The sequence below is a fragment of the Bacillus sp. TL12 genome (assembly GCF_022625245.1).
Taxonomy (GTDB): Bacteria; Bacillota; Bacilli; order Bacillales; family Bacillaceae_G; genus Bacillus_A.
On record NZ_JAJJBY010000001.1, the window covers coordinates 120,350 to 136,770 of the forward strand.

The 16,421-nt window shown below is 36.8% G+C and carries 14 protein-coding genes, 2 pseudogenes and 2 riboswitches; of the genes and pseudogenes, 6 read left to right on the plus strand and 10 right to left on the minus strand.

Annotated features, from left to right (window positions below):
* Positions 1-152 precede the first annotated feature (152 nt).
* Entirely contained in the window at positions 153-464 is a 312-nt protein-coding gene (locus LOK41_RS00725) for a hypothetical protein (RefSeq protein WP_174099012.1), read from the plus strand.
* A 33-nt stretch (positions 465-497) separates the two neighbouring features.
* Here the strand turns inward: LOK41_RS00725 and LOK41_RS00730 are convergent, their stop codons facing one another.
* A complete protein-coding gene (locus tag LOK41_RS00730) occupies positions 498-989 on the minus strand; it encodes a hypothetical protein (protein ID WP_241814772.1) in 492 nt (163 codons plus the stop codon).
* A gap of 377 nt (positions 990-1,366) precedes the next feature.
* Here LOK41_RS00730 and LOK41_RS00735 point away from each other — a divergent pair, with 377 nt between their 5' ends.
* Positions 1,367-1,660 (plus strand): hypothetical protein, encoded by a 294-nt coding sequence (locus tag LOK41_RS00735; RefSeq protein ID WP_241814773.1) that lies wholly within the window; start codon positions 1,367-1,369, stop codon positions 1,658-1,660.
* Between the two features lie 349 nt (positions 1,661-2,009).
* Here LOK41_RS00735 and LOK41_RS00740 read toward each other — a convergent pair whose 3' ends face one another.
* The 4 genes and pseudogenes from LOK41_RS00740 to LOK41_RS00755 form a co-directional block, all read right to left on the minus strand.
* Entirely contained in the window at positions 2,010-2,312 is a 303-nt protein-coding gene (locus LOK41_RS00740; RefSeq protein ID WP_217447890.1) for a DUF3966 domain-containing protein, read from the minus strand.
* A gap of 50 nt (positions 2,313-2,362) precedes the next feature.
* A complete protein-coding gene (locus tag LOK41_RS00745) occupies positions 2,363-3,421 on the minus strand; it encodes an undecaprenyldiphospho-muramoylpentapeptide beta-N-acetylglucosaminyltransferase (RefSeq protein WP_241814774.1) in 1,059 nt (352 codons plus the stop codon).
* A gap of 18 nt (positions 3,422-3,439) precedes the next feature.
* Positions 3,440-6,840 (minus strand): annotated as a pseudogene (gene metH, locus LOK41_RS00750) (methionine synthase).
* Positions 6,840-8,672, minus strand: a complete 1,833-nt coding sequence (locus LOK41_RS00755; RefSeq protein WP_241814775.1) for a bifunctional homocysteine S-methyltransferase/methylenetetrahydrofolate reductase — start codon at positions 8,670-8,672, stop codon at positions 6,840-6,842. The pseudogene metH and the gene LOK41_RS00755 overlap by 1 nt, the downstream one beginning before the upstream one ends.
* A gap of 70 nt (positions 8,673-8,742) precedes the next feature.
* A riboswitch (SAM riboswitch) is annotated at positions 8,743-8,853 on the minus strand.
* 202 nt (positions 8,854-9,055) lie between these two features.
* Positions 9,056-9,168: riboswitch (SAM riboswitch) on the plus strand.
* Positions 9,169-9,239: 71 nt separating this feature from the next.
* On the opposite strand from LOK41_RS00755, the gene LOK41_RS00760 reads away from it, so the two are divergent.
* Both LOK41_RS00760 and metC read left to right on the plus strand, forming a co-directional pair.
* On the plus strand, positions 9,240-10,352 hold the full coding sequence (locus LOK41_RS00760) for a methionine biosynthesis PLP-dependent protein (RefSeq protein ID WP_241814776.1): 1,113 nt from the start codon (positions 9,240-9,242) through the stop codon (positions 10,350-10,352).
* Positions 10,349-11,512, plus strand: coding sequence for a cystathionine beta-lyase (gene metC / locus LOK41_RS00765; RefSeq protein ID WP_241814777.1), 1,164 nt, complete (start codon positions 10,349-10,351; stop codon positions 11,510-11,512). The genes LOK41_RS00760 and metC overlap by 4 nt, the downstream gene beginning before the upstream one ends.
* 153 nt (positions 11,513-11,665) lie before the next feature.
* Here the strand turns inward: metC and LOK41_RS00770 are convergent.
* A pseudogene (locus LOK41_RS00770) lies at positions 11,666-12,114 on the minus strand (N-acetyltransferase family protein).
* 384 nt (positions 12,115-12,498) lie between these two features.
* Here LOK41_RS00770 and LOK41_RS00775 point away from each other — a divergent pair.
* Positions 12,499-12,789: an ArsR/SmtB family transcription factor gene (locus LOK41_RS00775; RefSeq protein WP_000894376.1), complete on the plus strand. Its 291-nt coding sequence runs from the start codon at positions 12,499-12,501 to the stop codon at positions 12,787-12,789.
* A 150-nt stretch (positions 12,790-12,939) separates the two neighbouring features.
* Here LOK41_RS00775 and LOK41_RS00780 read toward each other — a convergent pair whose 3' ends face one another.
* Together LOK41_RS00780 and LOK41_RS00785 are read right to left on the minus strand one after the other, a co-directional pair.
* On the minus strand, positions 12,940-14,052 hold the full coding sequence (locus LOK41_RS00780) for a class I SAM-dependent methyltransferase (protein ID WP_241814778.1): 1,113 nt from the start codon (positions 14,050-14,052) through the stop codon (positions 12,940-12,942).
* Positions 14,053-14,060: 8 nt separating this feature from the next.
* Complete coding sequence (locus LOK41_RS00785) at positions 14,061-14,690, minus strand: MBL fold metallo-hydrolase (protein WP_241814779.1); 630 nt, start codon at positions 14,688-14,690, stop codon at positions 14,061-14,063.
* 169 nt (positions 14,691-14,859) lie between these two features.
* Between LOK41_RS00785 and LOK41_RS00790 the strand changes: the two genes are divergently transcribed.
* Positions 14,860-15,033, plus strand: coding sequence for a DUF2759 domain-containing protein (locus LOK41_RS00790; protein WP_000524848.1), 174 nt, complete (start codon positions 14,860-14,862; stop codon positions 15,031-15,033).
* Positions 15,034-15,166: 133 nt separating this feature from the next.
* On the opposite strand, the gene glcK is transcribed toward LOK41_RS00790, so the two are convergent.
* Entirely contained in the window at positions 15,167-16,147 is a 981-nt protein-coding gene (glcK, locus tag LOK41_RS00795) for a glucokinase (protein ID WP_241814780.1), read from the minus strand.
* Between the two features lie 20 nt (positions 16,148-16,167).
* Positions 16,168-16,368: a YqgQ family protein gene (locus LOK41_RS00800; RefSeq protein WP_174099000.1), complete on the minus strand. Its 201-nt coding sequence runs from the start codon at positions 16,366-16,368 to the stop codon at positions 16,168-16,170.
* Positions 16,369-16,421: the final 53 nt, after the last annotated feature.

The window sequence follows — 16,421 nt, forward strand, 5'->3', positions numbered from 1 at the left end:
TAAAAGAGTCCTTCCTTTATTACAATTATTTTTTCTTTATTTCATTTTGATAAATTATACGTAAAAATTGTGCAAACAAACACTTGGAAGCGTTTTCTTAGTTTTTTTTCATGTTATAATAGAAAAGCAGAACTGCGTAAAGAGGGAGAAAAATGGATATAACAATTATTACAAAAGTAATCGAAGCATTAAAATCATACGGATTTCAAGATGTAACATACTGTGAAGAAACAAAACAATTTTCATTTCATAACCAAACTGATATCATGAGCGGCTATGCAGAAATAACATACAGCAGCCAATTTGAAAAATTTAACGTGCAAATTCATCCGATTGAAACCCACCATCAAGCAGAGTTACAAGAAGTTGAAAAACACATTCAATCTTGCATCCGAAAAGTCGAGTATTTAAATGCACTTCTTACAGGACAGAAGAAATTAACTGACAAAGTTATTATTATGTAAAAAAAGAACGTGATTATCTCACGTTCTTTTTCATTATTGTATATTCATCTTCTCTTTCAATTGTAAGCTCGTCACAGCTTCTAATACATCCATTGCTTCTCCAATTGTCATATCAAAAACTGTCTTATCCTCTATATACGGGAACTGTCTAAAACGTTTTTCCAGCATTTTTACTGCATCCGCTGAAAACACTGCACTATCTATACCAAATTCTGTTTCAAGAAGAACAATCCAATCTAAAATATGAAATCCTAATCCATTTACAAATGAAATGAGTTTTTCTTCCGGTTGCGAAGATAGAAATACATAACGTTCCATTTCACTAAAGAGTTCTTCACCTAAAATTTCTGCGAGTTCTTCATCATGTTCACGAGTTACAATTTCATCATATCCATAATCATCTGCAAGTTCTTCTACTTCTTCTCCGTCCGTACAAAGTAGCTGGCTACGCAGTGCACCTTTTTTGAATTCACTTTTTTGAACAACTTCTAAGAAGCTTGTTTCCCATCCTTGTTCTAAATTCATGTTTATAGCTCCTTTATATCTTTTTTATTTTTAAATATATATTTCACTAAAAACTCTCTTTCACTTTTTGATTGCACACCCTTACATATTTCAATAAACTAGATGCCTTATGTATTTTACCATTTATATAGACAGAGGAAGTCGTATTACCTCATTGACGCAGATCCTCTGAGTGTTTTCATGCAAAAAATACATTGAGCGCAGGGTAATTTTGTATAAATCGCAGGAATAATCAAAAGAATATGGAAAGGTAAAACAGAACTTATTGTAGTAAGTATTTTCCTAATATCAGATTGAGATCTATATTCCCTACAATAGTATGCAATTAAAAAGATATACTGCATACACTAAATCCAAAAGAACCGGAGGAAATATGCATGCTAGATAATTTTTTGGAAGGTCTAGTGACAATTTTAAACGGAATGCCCTTAGGTACAGATCAATATCCAACAGAAGAGAAAATTTCTGGGAATATAAAATGCTTACGGAATGAGCAATGGTTTAAGCCCATGTTTGCTGAACACATGACCCTCTTTTTAGAGAACTATGATATACGTCTTGTAATTGGAGCAGCTAAACTTGATATCATACTCGCTAACGAAAAAAAGAGGAAAGATTTCGCAGACACTCTCGCCTATCTCATTACACTCAAAAGTAAAAAAACAAAGTGATAATCTATGGTAATTATCTAGAATAAGATTTTTTCTTAATCTAGGCTATGTTTTCCCCCAGTATAACACAATTTCTTCTTCTACTTATATGGTTACCTTGTTTGACTTTTGTCAAACATTCCCTTTGTTATTAGCGATAGAAACCTGTCAGGTTAAAATTCCTTTTTAACATAATATTTTTTTGGTAATACAACTCGCAAATAGAATACACTTAAAAACACCGTTTGAACAGGTTCTCCTTTTATATACACTTAGCTCCTTATTTATGCAAACAGAAGGGAAACTCCTTTTTAGCGCTCACGATAATAATAGAAGAGGAATCTTGTAAAAAAGGCCCCACCTTCAAAACTTATTTTACGTTTAAGTGGTGGGGGGCCTGATGGTCCTCTTTTATTTTTTGTTTTTTATCACTTTCACCGGCTAACATTTCTAGCTCAGCTGTTATTTCCGATTTTTCTAAGTTTCGTTCTTGTGAAAATTTTCTTGAAATGTAAACAATAACACTACCAACATACAAAACAAAACATATAATCAGAGCAGTATTTTCAAAGAGACTTAGCTCCAACACAGTCACTCCTAATCCATTCGTATTTTCACGCTCAAAGAACTGGAATTTCCCTATTAAATCTCTGTTATTGTAACATAAATACAGCAATTCTTCGAACCTTTCATTCTACTTAAAAAGACATGATTTTTTAGAAATCATGCCTCTGTAATACATTTTATAATGGTCTGTACTGCTTCTTTCCCACTATACTTCTTTAATTCTTTTTTATACTTCACACAATTATGATTTAGCTCTTCTACATGCGCTAAAAGGGATTGTACTGTTATATCTTCTTCATATAAAACGGATGCATATCCTTGTCTTTCAAACGATTGTGCATTCAAAATTTGATCACCGCGACTTGAAGCTTTCGGTAATGGAATTAAAATCATCGGTTTTTGCAGTGTTAAAAATTCAAAAATTGCATTTGATCCAGCACGTGAGATGACAAAATCCGTTGCCCCTAATACATCTGGTAATTCACCGTGTACATATTCAAATTGTCTATACCCTGTCACGCCTTGTAACGTCTCATCTAGATTCCCTTTTCCGCATAAGTGAACAACTTGATAATTTTTAAGAAGATCTGGCAATGCTTCTCGTACTGTTTCATTGATTTTCTTTGCTCCTAGGCTCCCGCCCATAACTGTGATGACTGGTTTTCTAGCATGGAACCCTAGAAAGTGTAACCCTTTTTCACGATTCCCACGCAACACTTCTTCCCTCACAGGTGATCCCGTATACATCACCTTTTCTTTCGGCAAATGCTGCGCAGCTTCTTCAAATGTAACAAATATTTTCGAAGCAAAACGGAGTGCAATTTTATTCGCTAGTCCTGGTGTCATATCCGATTCATGTAACAAGACTGGAACACGATTTAGCCATCCGCCAATTACTACTGGTACAGAGACAAAACCACCCTTTGAAAAAATAACATCTGGTTTTAACTTTCGTATTCGCACATAGGCATCCATAACGCCCTTCATAACAAGAAAAGGATCTTTTATATTTTTCAAATCAAAATAACGGCGTAACTTTCCGCTCGCTATACTATAGTACGGGATTCCTTCGTTCTCGATAATTGTTTTTTCAATTCCTTGATGGGAACCAATATACGAAATATCCCAACCCTTTTCTTGTAAATGTGGAATAATCGCCAAATTAGGTGTCACATGTCCAGCTGATCCACCGCCTGTAAAGACTATTCTTTTCATACTCCTCCCCCTTCTACACTATAGTACACTAAAATACCGTGCTTCGGGGTGAGCAAATACCATTGCCGTTACAGATGCTTCCGGCTCCATCATAAATCCTTCTGTTAGTGAAATTCCAATTTCTTCTGGTTGAATTAAGCGAAATAGTTTTTCTTGATCAGCAAGCTCTGGACAAGCTGGATAGCCAAAAGAAACGCGAATCCCCTGATATTTCGTACGGAATCGTTCTTCCATCGTCATCTCCGGTGAATCTGGAATTCCAAAGCGATCACGAATTAACATATGTGTTTTTTCAGCAAGACCTTCTGCGAGTTCCAATGCTAGTGATTGGATAGTATGACTGCGTAAATAATCCCCTTTCTCTTTCCACTCCTCCGCAATATCACGAACACCTTGCCCAACTGTAACAGATAAAAAGGCGACATAATCCATTTCATCTCCGACTGGCCTTAAATAATCTCCTAATGTACGGTACGGTGCTTTCCCTTGTCTTGGGAATGAAAAACGCTCTAACACACGTGTATGGTCTTCTGGATTATAAATAATGATCGTTTGTCCATCACTTTGGGCAGGGAAAAATTGATAAACAGCTTTTGGCTTTAGCCAAGACTGCCCTTCTTGCAACAATTCATCAATTAAATTGTTTAATTCATGCGCCCTCTTATCACCTTCTTTTAATAACTTTTTCACATTTCCTTTTAAGCCAAGGTGATGTCCAATTAACATTTGTCTATTTAAGAATGGTGCAAGATGCGAAACTGGGATATCACGAAGTACGACCCGCTTTGTTGAATCTGGTATCATAACTTTCGCTTGTGGCAACGGTTCAATGACTGTTGGTATAACCTCTACTTTTTTCTTCTCTTCTTTCACAATATGAAGATGGCGATTTTTTTTATCCAACTTCATCTGTTCTCTCTCTTCTTCTTTTTGTAATCGATTGATCAGATCAAGCCCTGACATTGCATCGCTTGCATACATTACAAGTCCACCATAGGAAGGTGAAATACGATTTTCTGTAAATTTTCTCGTTAGCGCCGCCCCCCCAACAACAATTGGAATATCAATATTTGCCGCTTGTAAATCTTCAGCCGTTGCTACCATTTGTTGCGCTGATTTTACTAATAATCCAGAAAGCCCGATAATATCTGGTTTCTTTTCTTTCACTTCTTGAACAATGCGATCAGAGCGGACATTGATTCCTAAATTGACAATATCATAGCCATTATTAGATAAAATAATTTCTACCAGGTTTTTCCAATATCATGTACATCACCTTTTACAGTTGCTAGCAATACTTTTCCTTTTTTCGCACTATCACTAGATTCCATATAAGGCTCCAAATATGCTACAGCTGCTTTCATACTTTCTGCACTTTGCAAGACTTCAGCAACAATTAGCTCATTGTTATTAAACAAACGACCTACTTCATCCATCCCGGTCATAAGCGGACCATTAATAATATCAAGTGGCTTTCTTCCTTCTGTTAGTGCGAGACTTAAATCTTCATGCAATCCCTGCTTCGTTCCTTCTACAATGTAATTTGCTAATCTTTCATCAAGCGTTAATGTTTCTTGTATGACCGTTTCTTTTTTCTTCGCAACCCGATAAAAGTTTGTAAATTCTTCTAGTGTTTCTTTCGTTGTTTCGAATAAGAGTGCATCTGCGAGCTCTTTTTCCTCTTCTGGAATGGATGCATAGCGCTCTAGTTTTTCAGTATTTACAATCGCATAATCAAGCCCAGCCTTTGTTGCATGATATAAAAAGACCGAGTTTAGCACTTCTCGACCAGCTGGCGGTAACCCAAACGATATATTACTTACTCCTAAAATCGTTAAGCACTCTGGCAAAGCTTCTTTAATAAGGCGAATTCCTTCAATCGTTGCTGCTGCTGAACCGATATATTCTTCATCACCAGTTCCGACCGGAAAAACAAGCGCATCAAAAATAATATCCGATGGGCGTATACCGTATTTCTTCGTTAATAAATCGTAACTTCTTTTTGCGATTTCTAACTTTCTTTCTGCACTAACTGCCATGCCATCTTCATCAATCGTCCCAACTACAATTGCCGCACCATATTTCCGGAGAAGTGGCGTCACTTTCTCGAATCGCTCTTCTCCGTTTTCTAAATTAATAGAATTAATGACACCTTTCCCTTGTATGTACGTGAGAGCTTTCGCCATTACATTTTCATCCGTTGAATCTATCATAATGGGAACCTTTAATACTTTCGTTACTTCTGCCAAAAAACTCTCCATATCTTCCACTTCATCACGATCTGGATCAGCCATACAAATATCAATAATGTGAGCATTTTTCTTCACTTGCACCCTTGCAATCTCAGCAGCCTCCTCAAAATTCCCTTCAGCTACTAATCGTTTAAACTTTCTTGACCCAATAACATTTGTTCTCTCACCAACGAATAACGGCCTCATAGAATCATCATATTGCAATGCTTCTAAACCACTAATCCCATGACCTTCTCGCTCATGATTTTCACGTGGTTTGAGAGACTCAAGTGAATCTTTTATCGCTCGTATATGATCAGGTGTCGTCCCGCAGCAACCACCAATAATATTAATCCAGCCTTCTTCAGCAAACTGTTTCACCTTCTCTGCAAGTGAAGTTGGTGACTCATGATAATGTCCATCCTCGTCTGGAAGACCGGCATTTGGATAACAAGAAATATAACACTCTGAGAGATCTGATAAAGAACGAATATGTTCACGCATAAATTCTGGTCCTGTCGCACAATTTAATCCGACAGATAATGGTTTCATATGCTCAACTGATAAATAAAACGCCTCGATTGTTTGCCCCGCTAACGTCGTCCCCATCGGCTCAATCGTTCCTGAAATCATAAGCGGGACCGTATGATTCGCTTCTGTGAATGCTTGTTGTATCCCTAAATACGCCGCTTTCACGTTACGCATATCTTGGCTCGTCTCTACAAGCAATACATCAACGCCGCCCCGTAATAATCCCCTAGCTTGCCTAGTGTATGCCTCAATTAATCCTTCGAAGGTTACACCACCAGTTACACTAATTGCTTTTGTCGTCGGCCCCATAGCACCAGCTACATATATTTCTTTACCACACTCCTTTACCGCTTGTTTTGCTAGAAATGCCGCTCTTTCATTCAACTCTTCATCTAAATGAGATAACTCGTAATCATGTAATACAATATTCGTAGCACCAAACGTATTTGTTTCAATAATATCCACTCCTGCTTCAATATAAGCTTTATGGATATCTAAAATAACATCTGGTCTTGTTTTTACTAAGTATTCATTACATCCTTCATATTCTTCGCCGCCAAAATCTTCTGCAGTTAAATCTGCCTGCTGAATCATCGTTCCCATGGCACCATCTAATATTAAAATATCATTTTGTAATCTCTCTTCTATCGGTCTCATCAGTTGACTCCTTCTTTCACTTCTTGCTTTTCTTTTACATACTTAACGAGATTTTCTGTAATTTCATATTTCAAAAATGGTGTAATGAGATAAATACCGTTAAAGTATTTCATCGCAGCGTCAATTAACTCTTGTGAAATGCGAATCCCTTCTTCAATTGCAGATTCTTGCGTATCGTGTCCATCCATTCGTTGTCTCACTTCTTCGGGCAATGTAATGCCTGGCACCTCAAAATGAAGAAAGTCAGCATTCCGCTTACTTACTAAAGGCATAATACCAATAAAAATCGGCTGTTCTAAGTGATTTGTCGCCTCGTATACTTCTTCAATTAAATCTACATCGTAAATGGGCTGTGTTAAGAAATACTCTGCACCAGCTGCAACTTTTCTCTCCATCCGCTTCACCGCTGCTTTTAAATGCCTCACATGCGGGTTAAAAGCTCCTCCAACAGAGAATCTTGTCGCAGAACCAATCGATTTCCCTAAAATAGAACGTCCATCGTTCATTTCCTTAATCATTTTAATTAATTCAATAGAAGATAAATCATATACAGACGTCGCTCCTGGAAAATCACCAACACGAGCTGGATCACCTGTTAAAGCTAACACTTCTTCCATTCCTAAAGCTGATAAACCAAGTAAATGGGATTGTAGGCCAATCACATTATGGTCACGGCACGTTAAATGCGTCAGCACTGGAATATCGTGCTTCGTTAATAATGCCCCCATTGCCATATTTGAAATGCGCGGAGATGCTAACGAGTTATCTGCTAACGTAATCGCATCTGCTCCCGCTCTTTTCAATGCCCTTGCCCCTTCAAAAAAACGCTGCGTATCTAATGTTTTTGGGGGATCTAGTTCAACAACAACTGTTGTTTGCTTCTTCGCTTTTTCCGCAAGAGTAACATGGGTGCTAGCACGTTTTGTTTGCATAGGAACCACTTGTTGTCTTTGAGCGATTTGTTTTTCTGTAACAGGCGTTACATTTGTAATCGCACGCTTCATCGCTTCGATATGTGCTGGCGTTGTACCACAACATCCCCCTAACAAGCGAATACCTTGTTCAATAAATTTCGGTGTCATCTCTTCAAAATAAGCAGGACTTCCTTCATATATGTAACGCCCTTCTACATAGTTTGGAAGGCCTGCATTTGGATAAGCTGACAAATACCCATTTTTCGGAATCGATATCATTTTGAAAGCTTCCGTCATATGAAGCGGTCCTAACTGACAGTTTAAACCGACTACATTTGCACCGTAATCTAAAAGCTGTTTTAATATTTCATTTACATCATTCCCATTTTGGGTTGTGCCTGCTTCATGAAGAGCTAACTGTGCAATAATTGGAATATCTGTTTGTTTTCGCAGTACTTTCACCGCATGTAGCAATTCGAATTCATCATAAAATGTTTCTAATAATAATCCATCAACCTTTTCTTCTAATAATGCCTCGGCCTGCTCAAGTAGCATAAATTCCCGTTCCATATCAGTCGTTGTAACGGCTCCAATATGCTTCATACCACCAATCGTCCCTAAAATAGCATTCTTGTCTGTCACGGCTGCTTTTGCAAGCTTTACTGCTGCTTTATTAATTTTGGTAACCTGATTTTCTAAACCATACATGCGCAATTTTGCTTCATTTGCACCATATGTATTTGTTTGAATAATATCTGCACCGGCAGCTACATATTGTTTATGAATAGATATAATTAAATCTGGATCTGATAGATTTAATTCTTCAAAACTACTTTGCAAACCATGAGAATGTAATAATGTACCAACTGCTCCATCACCGATAATAATCCCTTTTGATAATAAATCTAGAATTTTCACTTGTCTCCCTCTTTTCTATCAATATAAAAACCCCCTCTTCACCTTGAAGAGGGGGACATCATCAATCCTCCTCTTATCATGCAAAACAAATTGTTCTGCAGGTATTAGCACCGTTTCAAACATTTCGTTTGAAGGTTGCCGGGTTTCACAGGGCCTTTCCCTCCACCGCTCTCAATAAGAGTTTATCTTAATTATTCATTTATTTTTTAAAAGGAAATACGTGTACCTTTTAACAATCTTTGTTAATTTTCTAATAAACTTATCATGGGACAAACTAAAAGTCAATGAAATTAAAAGGAAAATAAAAAACATTTAAAATAAAGTTGCAATTCAATTATCTTTTATTGTAAAGTTAAAAGCATAATAAAATTTCATACAAATTATTCTTATCTAGAGAGGTAGAGGGACTGGCCCTATGACACCTCAGCAACCATTAACATGTTCGTTAATAAGGTGCTAATTCCAGCAAATTGTGAAAAGATTTGACAGATAAGAAGAAGACTATATTCGCATGAAAGCCTTCTTCTTAGAAGGCTTTTTTTATTTTTTATCAAGGAGGAATTCAACATGTCAACAATTGAAACAAAACTAGCTCAAATCGGGAATCGAAGCGAAACGACTACAGGAACGGTTAATCCCCCTGTTTACTTTTCAACAGCTTATCGTCATGAAGGAATCGGAAAATCAACAGGTTTCGACTATTCACGAACTGGAAACCCAACACGCGGCCTTTTAGAACGCGCAATTGCTGATTTAGAAGAAGGGGAACAAGGATATGCCTGTAGTTCGGGAATGGCAGCGGTTCTTCTTGTTCTGTCTTTATTCCGGTCTGGAGATGAACTTATCGTATCAGAAGACTTATATGGGGGAACCTATCGGTTATTTTCAGAACATGAGGAGAAATGGAATATTCGATGTAGATACGTAAATACACAATCTATAAAACAAATAGAACAAGCCATTACTTCTCAAACGAAAGCTATTTTTATAGAAACTCCAACCAATCCATTAATGCAAGTTACTGATATCGCAGCTGTCGCAACTGTTGCCAAACGACACGGAGTCCTTCTTATTGTAGATAATACTTTCTACACTCCCTATATACAACAACCATTAACAGAAGGAGCAGACATTGTTCTTCATAGCGCCACAAAATATTTAGGTGGCCATAATGATGTATTAAGCGGACTTGTCATTGCAAAAGGTCAAGCGCTTTGTGAAGAACTTGCCCACTATCATAACGCTTCTGGTGCTGTATTAAGTCCGTTTGATTCGTGGTTATTAATTCGCGGGATGAAAACATTAGCTCTTCGTATGAAACAACATGAAGAAAATGCAAAGAACATCGTTTCTTATTTAAACGAGGAAGATGGTGTAACCGATGTTTTTTATCCAGGAAGAGGTGGCATGATTTCATTTCGTCTTCGCGATGAAAAATGGATAAATCCTTTCTTACAATCTTTATCCTTAATTACCTTTGCAGAAAGCCTTGGCGGAGTTGAAAGTTTAATGACATATCCAGCAACACAAACACATGCAGATATTCCAGAAGAAGTGCGTACAGCACGCGGCGTATGTAATCGTCTCCTCCGTTTTTCTGTAGGTATTGAAAATGGTGATGATTTAATTCAAGACTTAAAGCAGGCTATTAAACATGTAAAAGAAGGTGTGAGAATATGAGTTATTCTTTAGATACACTCTTACTTCATAACCACTATAAACATGATTCACAAACAGGCGCGGTTAACGTTCCCATCTATAATACATCAACATTTCATCAATTTAATGTAGATACATTTGGTAAATACGACTATAGTCGCTCTGGAAATCCAACACGTGAAGCACTTGAGGACATAATCGCTTTATTAGAAGGGGGAACAAAAGGATTTGCCTTTGCATCTGGAATTGCAGCGATTTCTACTGCCTTCCTCCTTCTTTCACAAGGTGATCATGTTCTCATTTCAGAAGATGTATATGGGGGAACGTATCGTATTGTAACAGAAGTTCTGTCTCGTTACGGAATTTCACATACATTCGTTGACATGACGAATTTAGAAGAAGTAAAACAAAGCATTAGACCAAATACAAAAGTCTTTTACATTGAAACACCATCTAACCCATTGTTAAAAGTAACCGACATTCGTGCCGTTTGCGAATTAGCAAAATCTTCCGGGGCACTTACGTTTGTTGATAACACATTTTTAACACCATTATTCCAAAAACCACTTGAACTAGGAGCGGATGTTGTACTTCATAGCGCAACAAAGTTTATTGCTGGTCACAGTGATGTTACAGCCGGATTAGCGGTTGTAAAGGATAAGGAACTCGCTCAAAAACTTGGTTTCTTACAAAATGCATTTGGCGCTATATTAGGGCCACAAGATTGTTCTCTCGTTCTTCGCGGCCTGAAAACATTACACGTACGCCTCGGACACTCAGCAACAAATGCAAATAAAATTGCTCATTACTTACAAAAACACTCAAAAATTCAAAATGTGTATTACCCTGGATTGCAATCACACCTAGGCTATGACATACAACAAACACAAGCCCAATCTGCCGGTGCTGTTTTATCTTTCACGCTTCAATCTGAAGATGCTTTGCGACAATTTTTATCTCAAGTTAAACTTCCTGTCTTTGCAGTAAGTTTAGGAGCTGTGGAATCCATCCTTTCTTACCCTGCAAAAATGTCACATGCAGCACTATCACAAGAAGCACGTGATGAAAGAGGGATTTCTAATTCATTGCTCCGTTTATCAGTTGGCCTTGAAAATGTAGATGATTTAATTGCTGATTTTGAAAATGCACTTTCTTATGTCGAAGAACCTGTGAATGCATAAAACAATTCCCAGCCAATATCACATAAAAAGGATAGACTGATTACATCCATCTGGTCTATCCTTCTTTATTACTTAATTCATATATGCGTCCTTCTGTTAAAGATAATACGCCATTAATATGTCATCTCCATAGGAACCGTCTTCATATTTCACTTACTTTCTCTGCCTACCTTCTTCTCTAAAACCCGTGCGCTCATAGACTTTAATGGCCCGATCATTAACGGAAACAACCCCTAAACAAATTTTCTCTAAACCTTCCTGCCTTTTTGCCCAATGAATAAGAAATTGTATGAGTTTCGTTCCGATTCCTTGATTGCAATATGTTTCTTTAATCCCCATTCCCATTGTTCCTGCATGTTGTAAGCGTTCTTGTTTGTAGCGACTAAAAATAAGAAAACCAACCACTTTATTCCCCATCTCAATCACTATATAAAGATTACCTTCTTCAACACTTTTCTGTATTTTTTCTCTTTCTTTGTTGATATTACGAGGATTTCACTTGGAGAAGATATAAAAAATTTTGTCGTAGCTGCCGATAAAATAATTTCTTTTCGAATATTAATAATTGATTCAGCATCAGATTGTTTCGCTAACGGTATCATATCATCACCACTTATCTTTTTTGTATATCTCCGAACAGGTTATACTAAAATATGCCTGCTTTCCATCCAAAATCTATGTTCTATATAAGAGTACAAAACCCTTTTTCTTATTATTTTAAAAATTTAGTATATTTATTTGAAAGAACAAAAAAATCATGATAAAATCGTGTTATAAATGTATCTGTATCTTCAAACATATAGTAATTTTTATCAAAAATTTCTTGTTACAAAACGTACAAATTTTGCGAAGTTATTTACATCACGTTCTCTTTTCTTACAATTTCTTTACTTTAGAACATTTTTTCTGCAACAACTATTTTCTTTTCTTTAGATTTTTGGTATTTATAGTATGGGTATAACAGCTCGCATGGAGGTGGAAAAAACATGTTAGAAACCTTTCAAAAGGAATTGGAACTGTACGAAAATAATGCAGAATTATTGAAAGTTCTTGCTCACCCTGTTCGTTTATGTATTGTAAAGGGATTAATCGAACGCGGTCCAAGCAATGTTTCGACAATGTACACAGGCTTAAATATGCCACAATCCACAATTTCACAGCATTTAGCAAAATTAAAAAGCGCTAAAATTGTGTCTAGTGAAAGAAAAGGATTAGAAATTTACTACAAAGTAGAAAATGAAACAATCATTCAACTTGTTCGTGTATTACTAGGTTAGGGATAACTAAACAGAAAAGGGCGTATTCTATATTTTCTATCTCATATCTTTAATATAAATATATATCATGAGAGAAAATATACAATACTACATATCCTAAAGTCGTATCAAAAAAACAAGACGCAGAACCATTCTGCGTCTTGTTTTTTTCTATATATGTAAATACCGCTTTACATCAAAATGTAACATTCCTTTTTTTTGCATAACAACATCAAACGCATCGCTCATCCCCCCATGTAAAATCATAGAACGAATCGCTCTGTTTTGTTTCTGTTTCGCAGAAAAAGGATCGGAATCTTGATGACTAGCAAGCTGTTCTAATATACCTGCTGCAAGTAAAAACTCCCTTTGTTTTGTATGCCACACTGTATGTAGAGCACTCTCTTCTCCTACTTCCTTCAATTCATCCCAATGAATATGTGTTGTTATATCCATTTCACCTGGATACTCGAGCGGATCTCGAATGAGTCTATGGTTATAATACCCTCTTAAACTCCCTTCATGATGCGCAGGGTGCATCCACTCCGCCATTGTATATCCATAATCAACCGTGATGAATAAACCTTCCTTGAGCCATCTTGCAACTTCTTGCACATAGCGTTCCATTGCTATTGGTACTTCAAATCGCTGTCTTTCAGAAAGCTGAATATGACGTCTCCGGAGGTAATTACTTATTCTTTCTCCTATCGGTCTTAATACTTCAGCAAGCTTTCCTTCCTCTGTATACGTAATCCGTACTTCATACAAACTTCCATCTCGCTTCTCAACCACTTTAACAGGAAATGCATCAAACAATTCATTTGAAAAAACAACTCCCGTAAAAGCCTCACCTAGCTCCTCATAGGACTTATACTGCGAAACATTTTGAAATGAATCAAGTTGACGTTTTTGCAACTTTCTATGGAAAGGACTCACTTCAACGATAGAATACTGCAAATCTGCAAAAGTCTCCGGTGAGAACTGCTTCCATTCTTGTAAAACAGCATAGGCAAGTCTCCCTGTCCCTCCACCAATTTCACAGATATTTGGAGGAATTTCTCCATTTTGGACAAGGCTAATAAAAAAACGTGCGAATGTCTTTGCAAATACAGAAGAAATATTACTACTTGTAAAAAAGTCACCATTTCTTCCAATCTTCTCACGTTCTTTCATATAGTATCCGCACTCCTCATCATACAGCGCAAGGTTCATGTATGTACTATATGAAATCGAATAATCCTGTTCTTTCTCCATCCATTTTCTTAAAATGAACTCCATCCCCATATGGCTCCTTATTGTAAAAATGGATTATTTTCTTTTTCGAAACCAATATTTGTTTCCGGCCCATGTCCGCATAATACTACTGTTTCATCTGGCAGTATAAATAATTTTTCTTCAATACTTCCAATTAATTCTGCAAAACTTCCTCCTGGTAAATCTGTTCGGCCAATACTCATTTGGAATAATACATCTCCTGAAAATACAGCATTTGCCTCTTTACAGTAATATGAGATACTACCTGGAGAATGTCCTGGTGTCTCAAACATTTCAAATGTAAAAGATCCAATTGTTAACATTCCTTCTCCTTCAATAATCTGATCAGCTGGTTTCGCTGTAATACTCCGATTCATCATAAAGATTTGTGAACCATTGATATTCCCATCACCTAGCCAATCCGCTTCCTCTTTATGTACATACACCGGAATATGAAAAGCATCTCTCACAGTATCAACTGCACCAATATGATCGAAATGAGCATGTGTTAATAAAATCGCTAATGGTTTTAATTGTTCTTCTTGTAAATACGTTACAAGCTTCTCTCCTTCACTACCTGGATCAAAAATAATACATTCTTTTTGATCATTGCTTAAAATATATGCATTTGTCTGTAATGGCCCTAATGGCATTTGTATCCATTTCATGTTTTAATCTCCTCCAGTTGTTAAACTTACTTTTATGATACAGCATTTCCTTCCCTTAGGAAAAGAAACGATGCTGTCTCGACAATCATTTCTAAAACATGTACAATAAAAAAGAAGAAATATTGCAAAAACTCAAACGAAAGAATGAGAGAGCAGAGGGGGATCATATATGGGTCTTGTTATCATTTTTGCGCTAGTCACTCTGTTAGCTGTATTCGCAACCCTTAGAACATTACGTGAAAAAAATCTACTTGCGGGCGGCTTTGCTATTGCAACCGTACTTGTTTTCGGATGGTTTACAATTATGACTGTCCTTAATAGTGGGTACCCACCTGCTACTTAATTCACTTACAGTTCTATTCTTCATCAAGATTATGCATAAAAAGAGGAAGGGGTCTCCCTTCCTCTTCTCATTATCGTACAAATATCGGTAGCCGCATCTTAATTTCGATTCGTCCTCACCGATTTTCTTCTTTTTATTTCATAACTTCATATTTATGCTTCTTCACAAGCCAAGCTCCGCCGATTACACCTGCATCATTACCAAGCATTGCAATCGCTAACTTCGTACTCTTAACAGCACGCGAAAATGCATATTGTTCAAAGTAGCACTGAATTGGCTGTAATAATGCATTTCCAGCCTTAGATACACCACCGCCAATTACAATCTTTTCTGGATTTAACGTACTAGAAAGATTCGCTACAGCTAGCCCTAAATAAGAAGCTACTTTTTCAACAATTTTCTCCGCTAAAGCGTCACCTTGTTCAAGTGCTTCAAACACATCTTTAGATGTAATACGCCCCTCTTCTTCTAACATTGAGCGAAGTACACTTGGTTCATCTGTATTTTGTAATTTTTGCATAGCAACACGTACGATACCTGTTGCAGATGCTACTGTTTCTAAACATCCAGATTTTCCGCAATTACAAGGGAATGCATTTTCTGTTTCGACTGTAATATGCCCGATTTCACCAGCAGCACCACTTACACCATGCACGATCTCACCATTTGCAATTACACCGCCGCCAACACCTGTTCCAAGTGTCATACAAATTAAATCTTTTGCACCTTCTCCAGCACCTTTCCACATTTCACCAAGCGCCGCTAAGTTTGCGTCATTATCAACCACAACAGGTAATCCTGTTTCTACTTCTAACAAATCTTTCAATGGATAGTTTTTCCAGCCTAAATTAACCGCTTCATAAATCATACCAGAAGCGACATGTACAGGCCCAGGAGCTCCCATACCAATACCAATTAACTTACTCTTTAATTCTCCTAGTTCCTCTAACTTTTTATCAATTGCTTTCGCTACATCTAATGTAATATGTTTTCCTTGTTCACTTGTATTCGTTGGGATTTCCCACTTATGTAAAATTTCACCGTACACATTAATAAATGCTAATTTAATCGTTGTCCCGCCAAGGTCAACACCAACTAACCACTTTTCTTCCATTTTTGCTAACCTACCTTTTTCTAATTCTTGCTTATCTCTTTTTGAATCTCTTGCTTCAATAAAAATAAAGCTGTTTGATAGTCTTTTGGCTCAATCAGCTGTGATTGATTTAATTCACGCAATTCATCTTGCATCAATTGTAAATCAGCGATTCGATCACCTGTGTAAATGATTGTTCCAAATTTTTTTAGCAATTGCTGAATATCATAAATCGATATCATTTTATCACCCTCTATGTCCACTTATTATGGAAATATAATAAGAAAACGTTCAC

Bases quoted from the DNA above. Each gene is read 5' to 3' on its own strand.
- metC (WP_241814777.1), top strand. From the start codon at position 10,349: ATGAGTTATTCTTTAGATACACTCTTACTTCATAACCACTATAAACAT.
- glcK (WP_241814780.1), bottom strand. From the start codon at position 16,147: ATGGAAGAAAAGTGGTTAGTTGGTGTTGACCTTGGCGGGACAACGATT.
- LOK41_RS00735 (WP_241814773.1), top strand. From the start codon at position 1,367: ATGCTAGATAATTTTTTGGAAGGTCTAGTGACAATTTTAAACGGAATG.
- LOK41_RS00760 (WP_241814776.1), top strand. From the start codon at position 9,240: ATGTCAACAATTGAAACAAAACTAGCTCAAATCGGGAATCGAAGCGAA.
- LOK41_RS00790 (WP_000524848.1), top strand. From the start codon at position 14,860: ATGGGTCTTGTTATCATTTTTGCGCTAGTCACTCTGTTAGCTGTATTC.
- LOK41_RS00785 (WP_241814779.1), bottom strand. From the start codon at position 14,690: ATGAAATGGATACAAATGCCATTAGGGCCATTACAGACAAATGCATAT.
- LOK41_RS00725 (WP_174099012.1), top strand. From the start codon at position 153: ATGGATATAACAATTATTACAAAAGTAATCGAAGCATTAAAATCATAC.
- LOK41_RS00800 (WP_174099000.1), bottom strand. From the start codon at position 16,368: ATGATATCGATTTATGATATTCAGCAATTGCTAAAAAAATTTGGAACA.
- LOK41_RS00775 (WP_000894376.1), top strand. From the start codon at position 12,499: ATGTTAGAAACCTTTCAAAAGGAATTGGAACTGTACGAAAATAATGCA.
- LOK41_RS00730 (WP_241814772.1), bottom strand. From the start codon at position 989: ATGAATTTAGAACAAGGATGGGAAACAAGCTTCTTAGAAGTTGTTCAA.
- LOK41_RS00745 (WP_241814774.1), bottom strand. From the start codon at position 3,421: ATGAAAAGAATAGTCTTTACAGGCGGTGGATCAGCTGGACATGTGACA.
- LOK41_RS00780 (WP_241814778.1), bottom strand. From the start codon at position 14,052: ATGGGGATGGAGTTCATTTTAAGAAAATGGATGGAGAAAGAACAGGAT.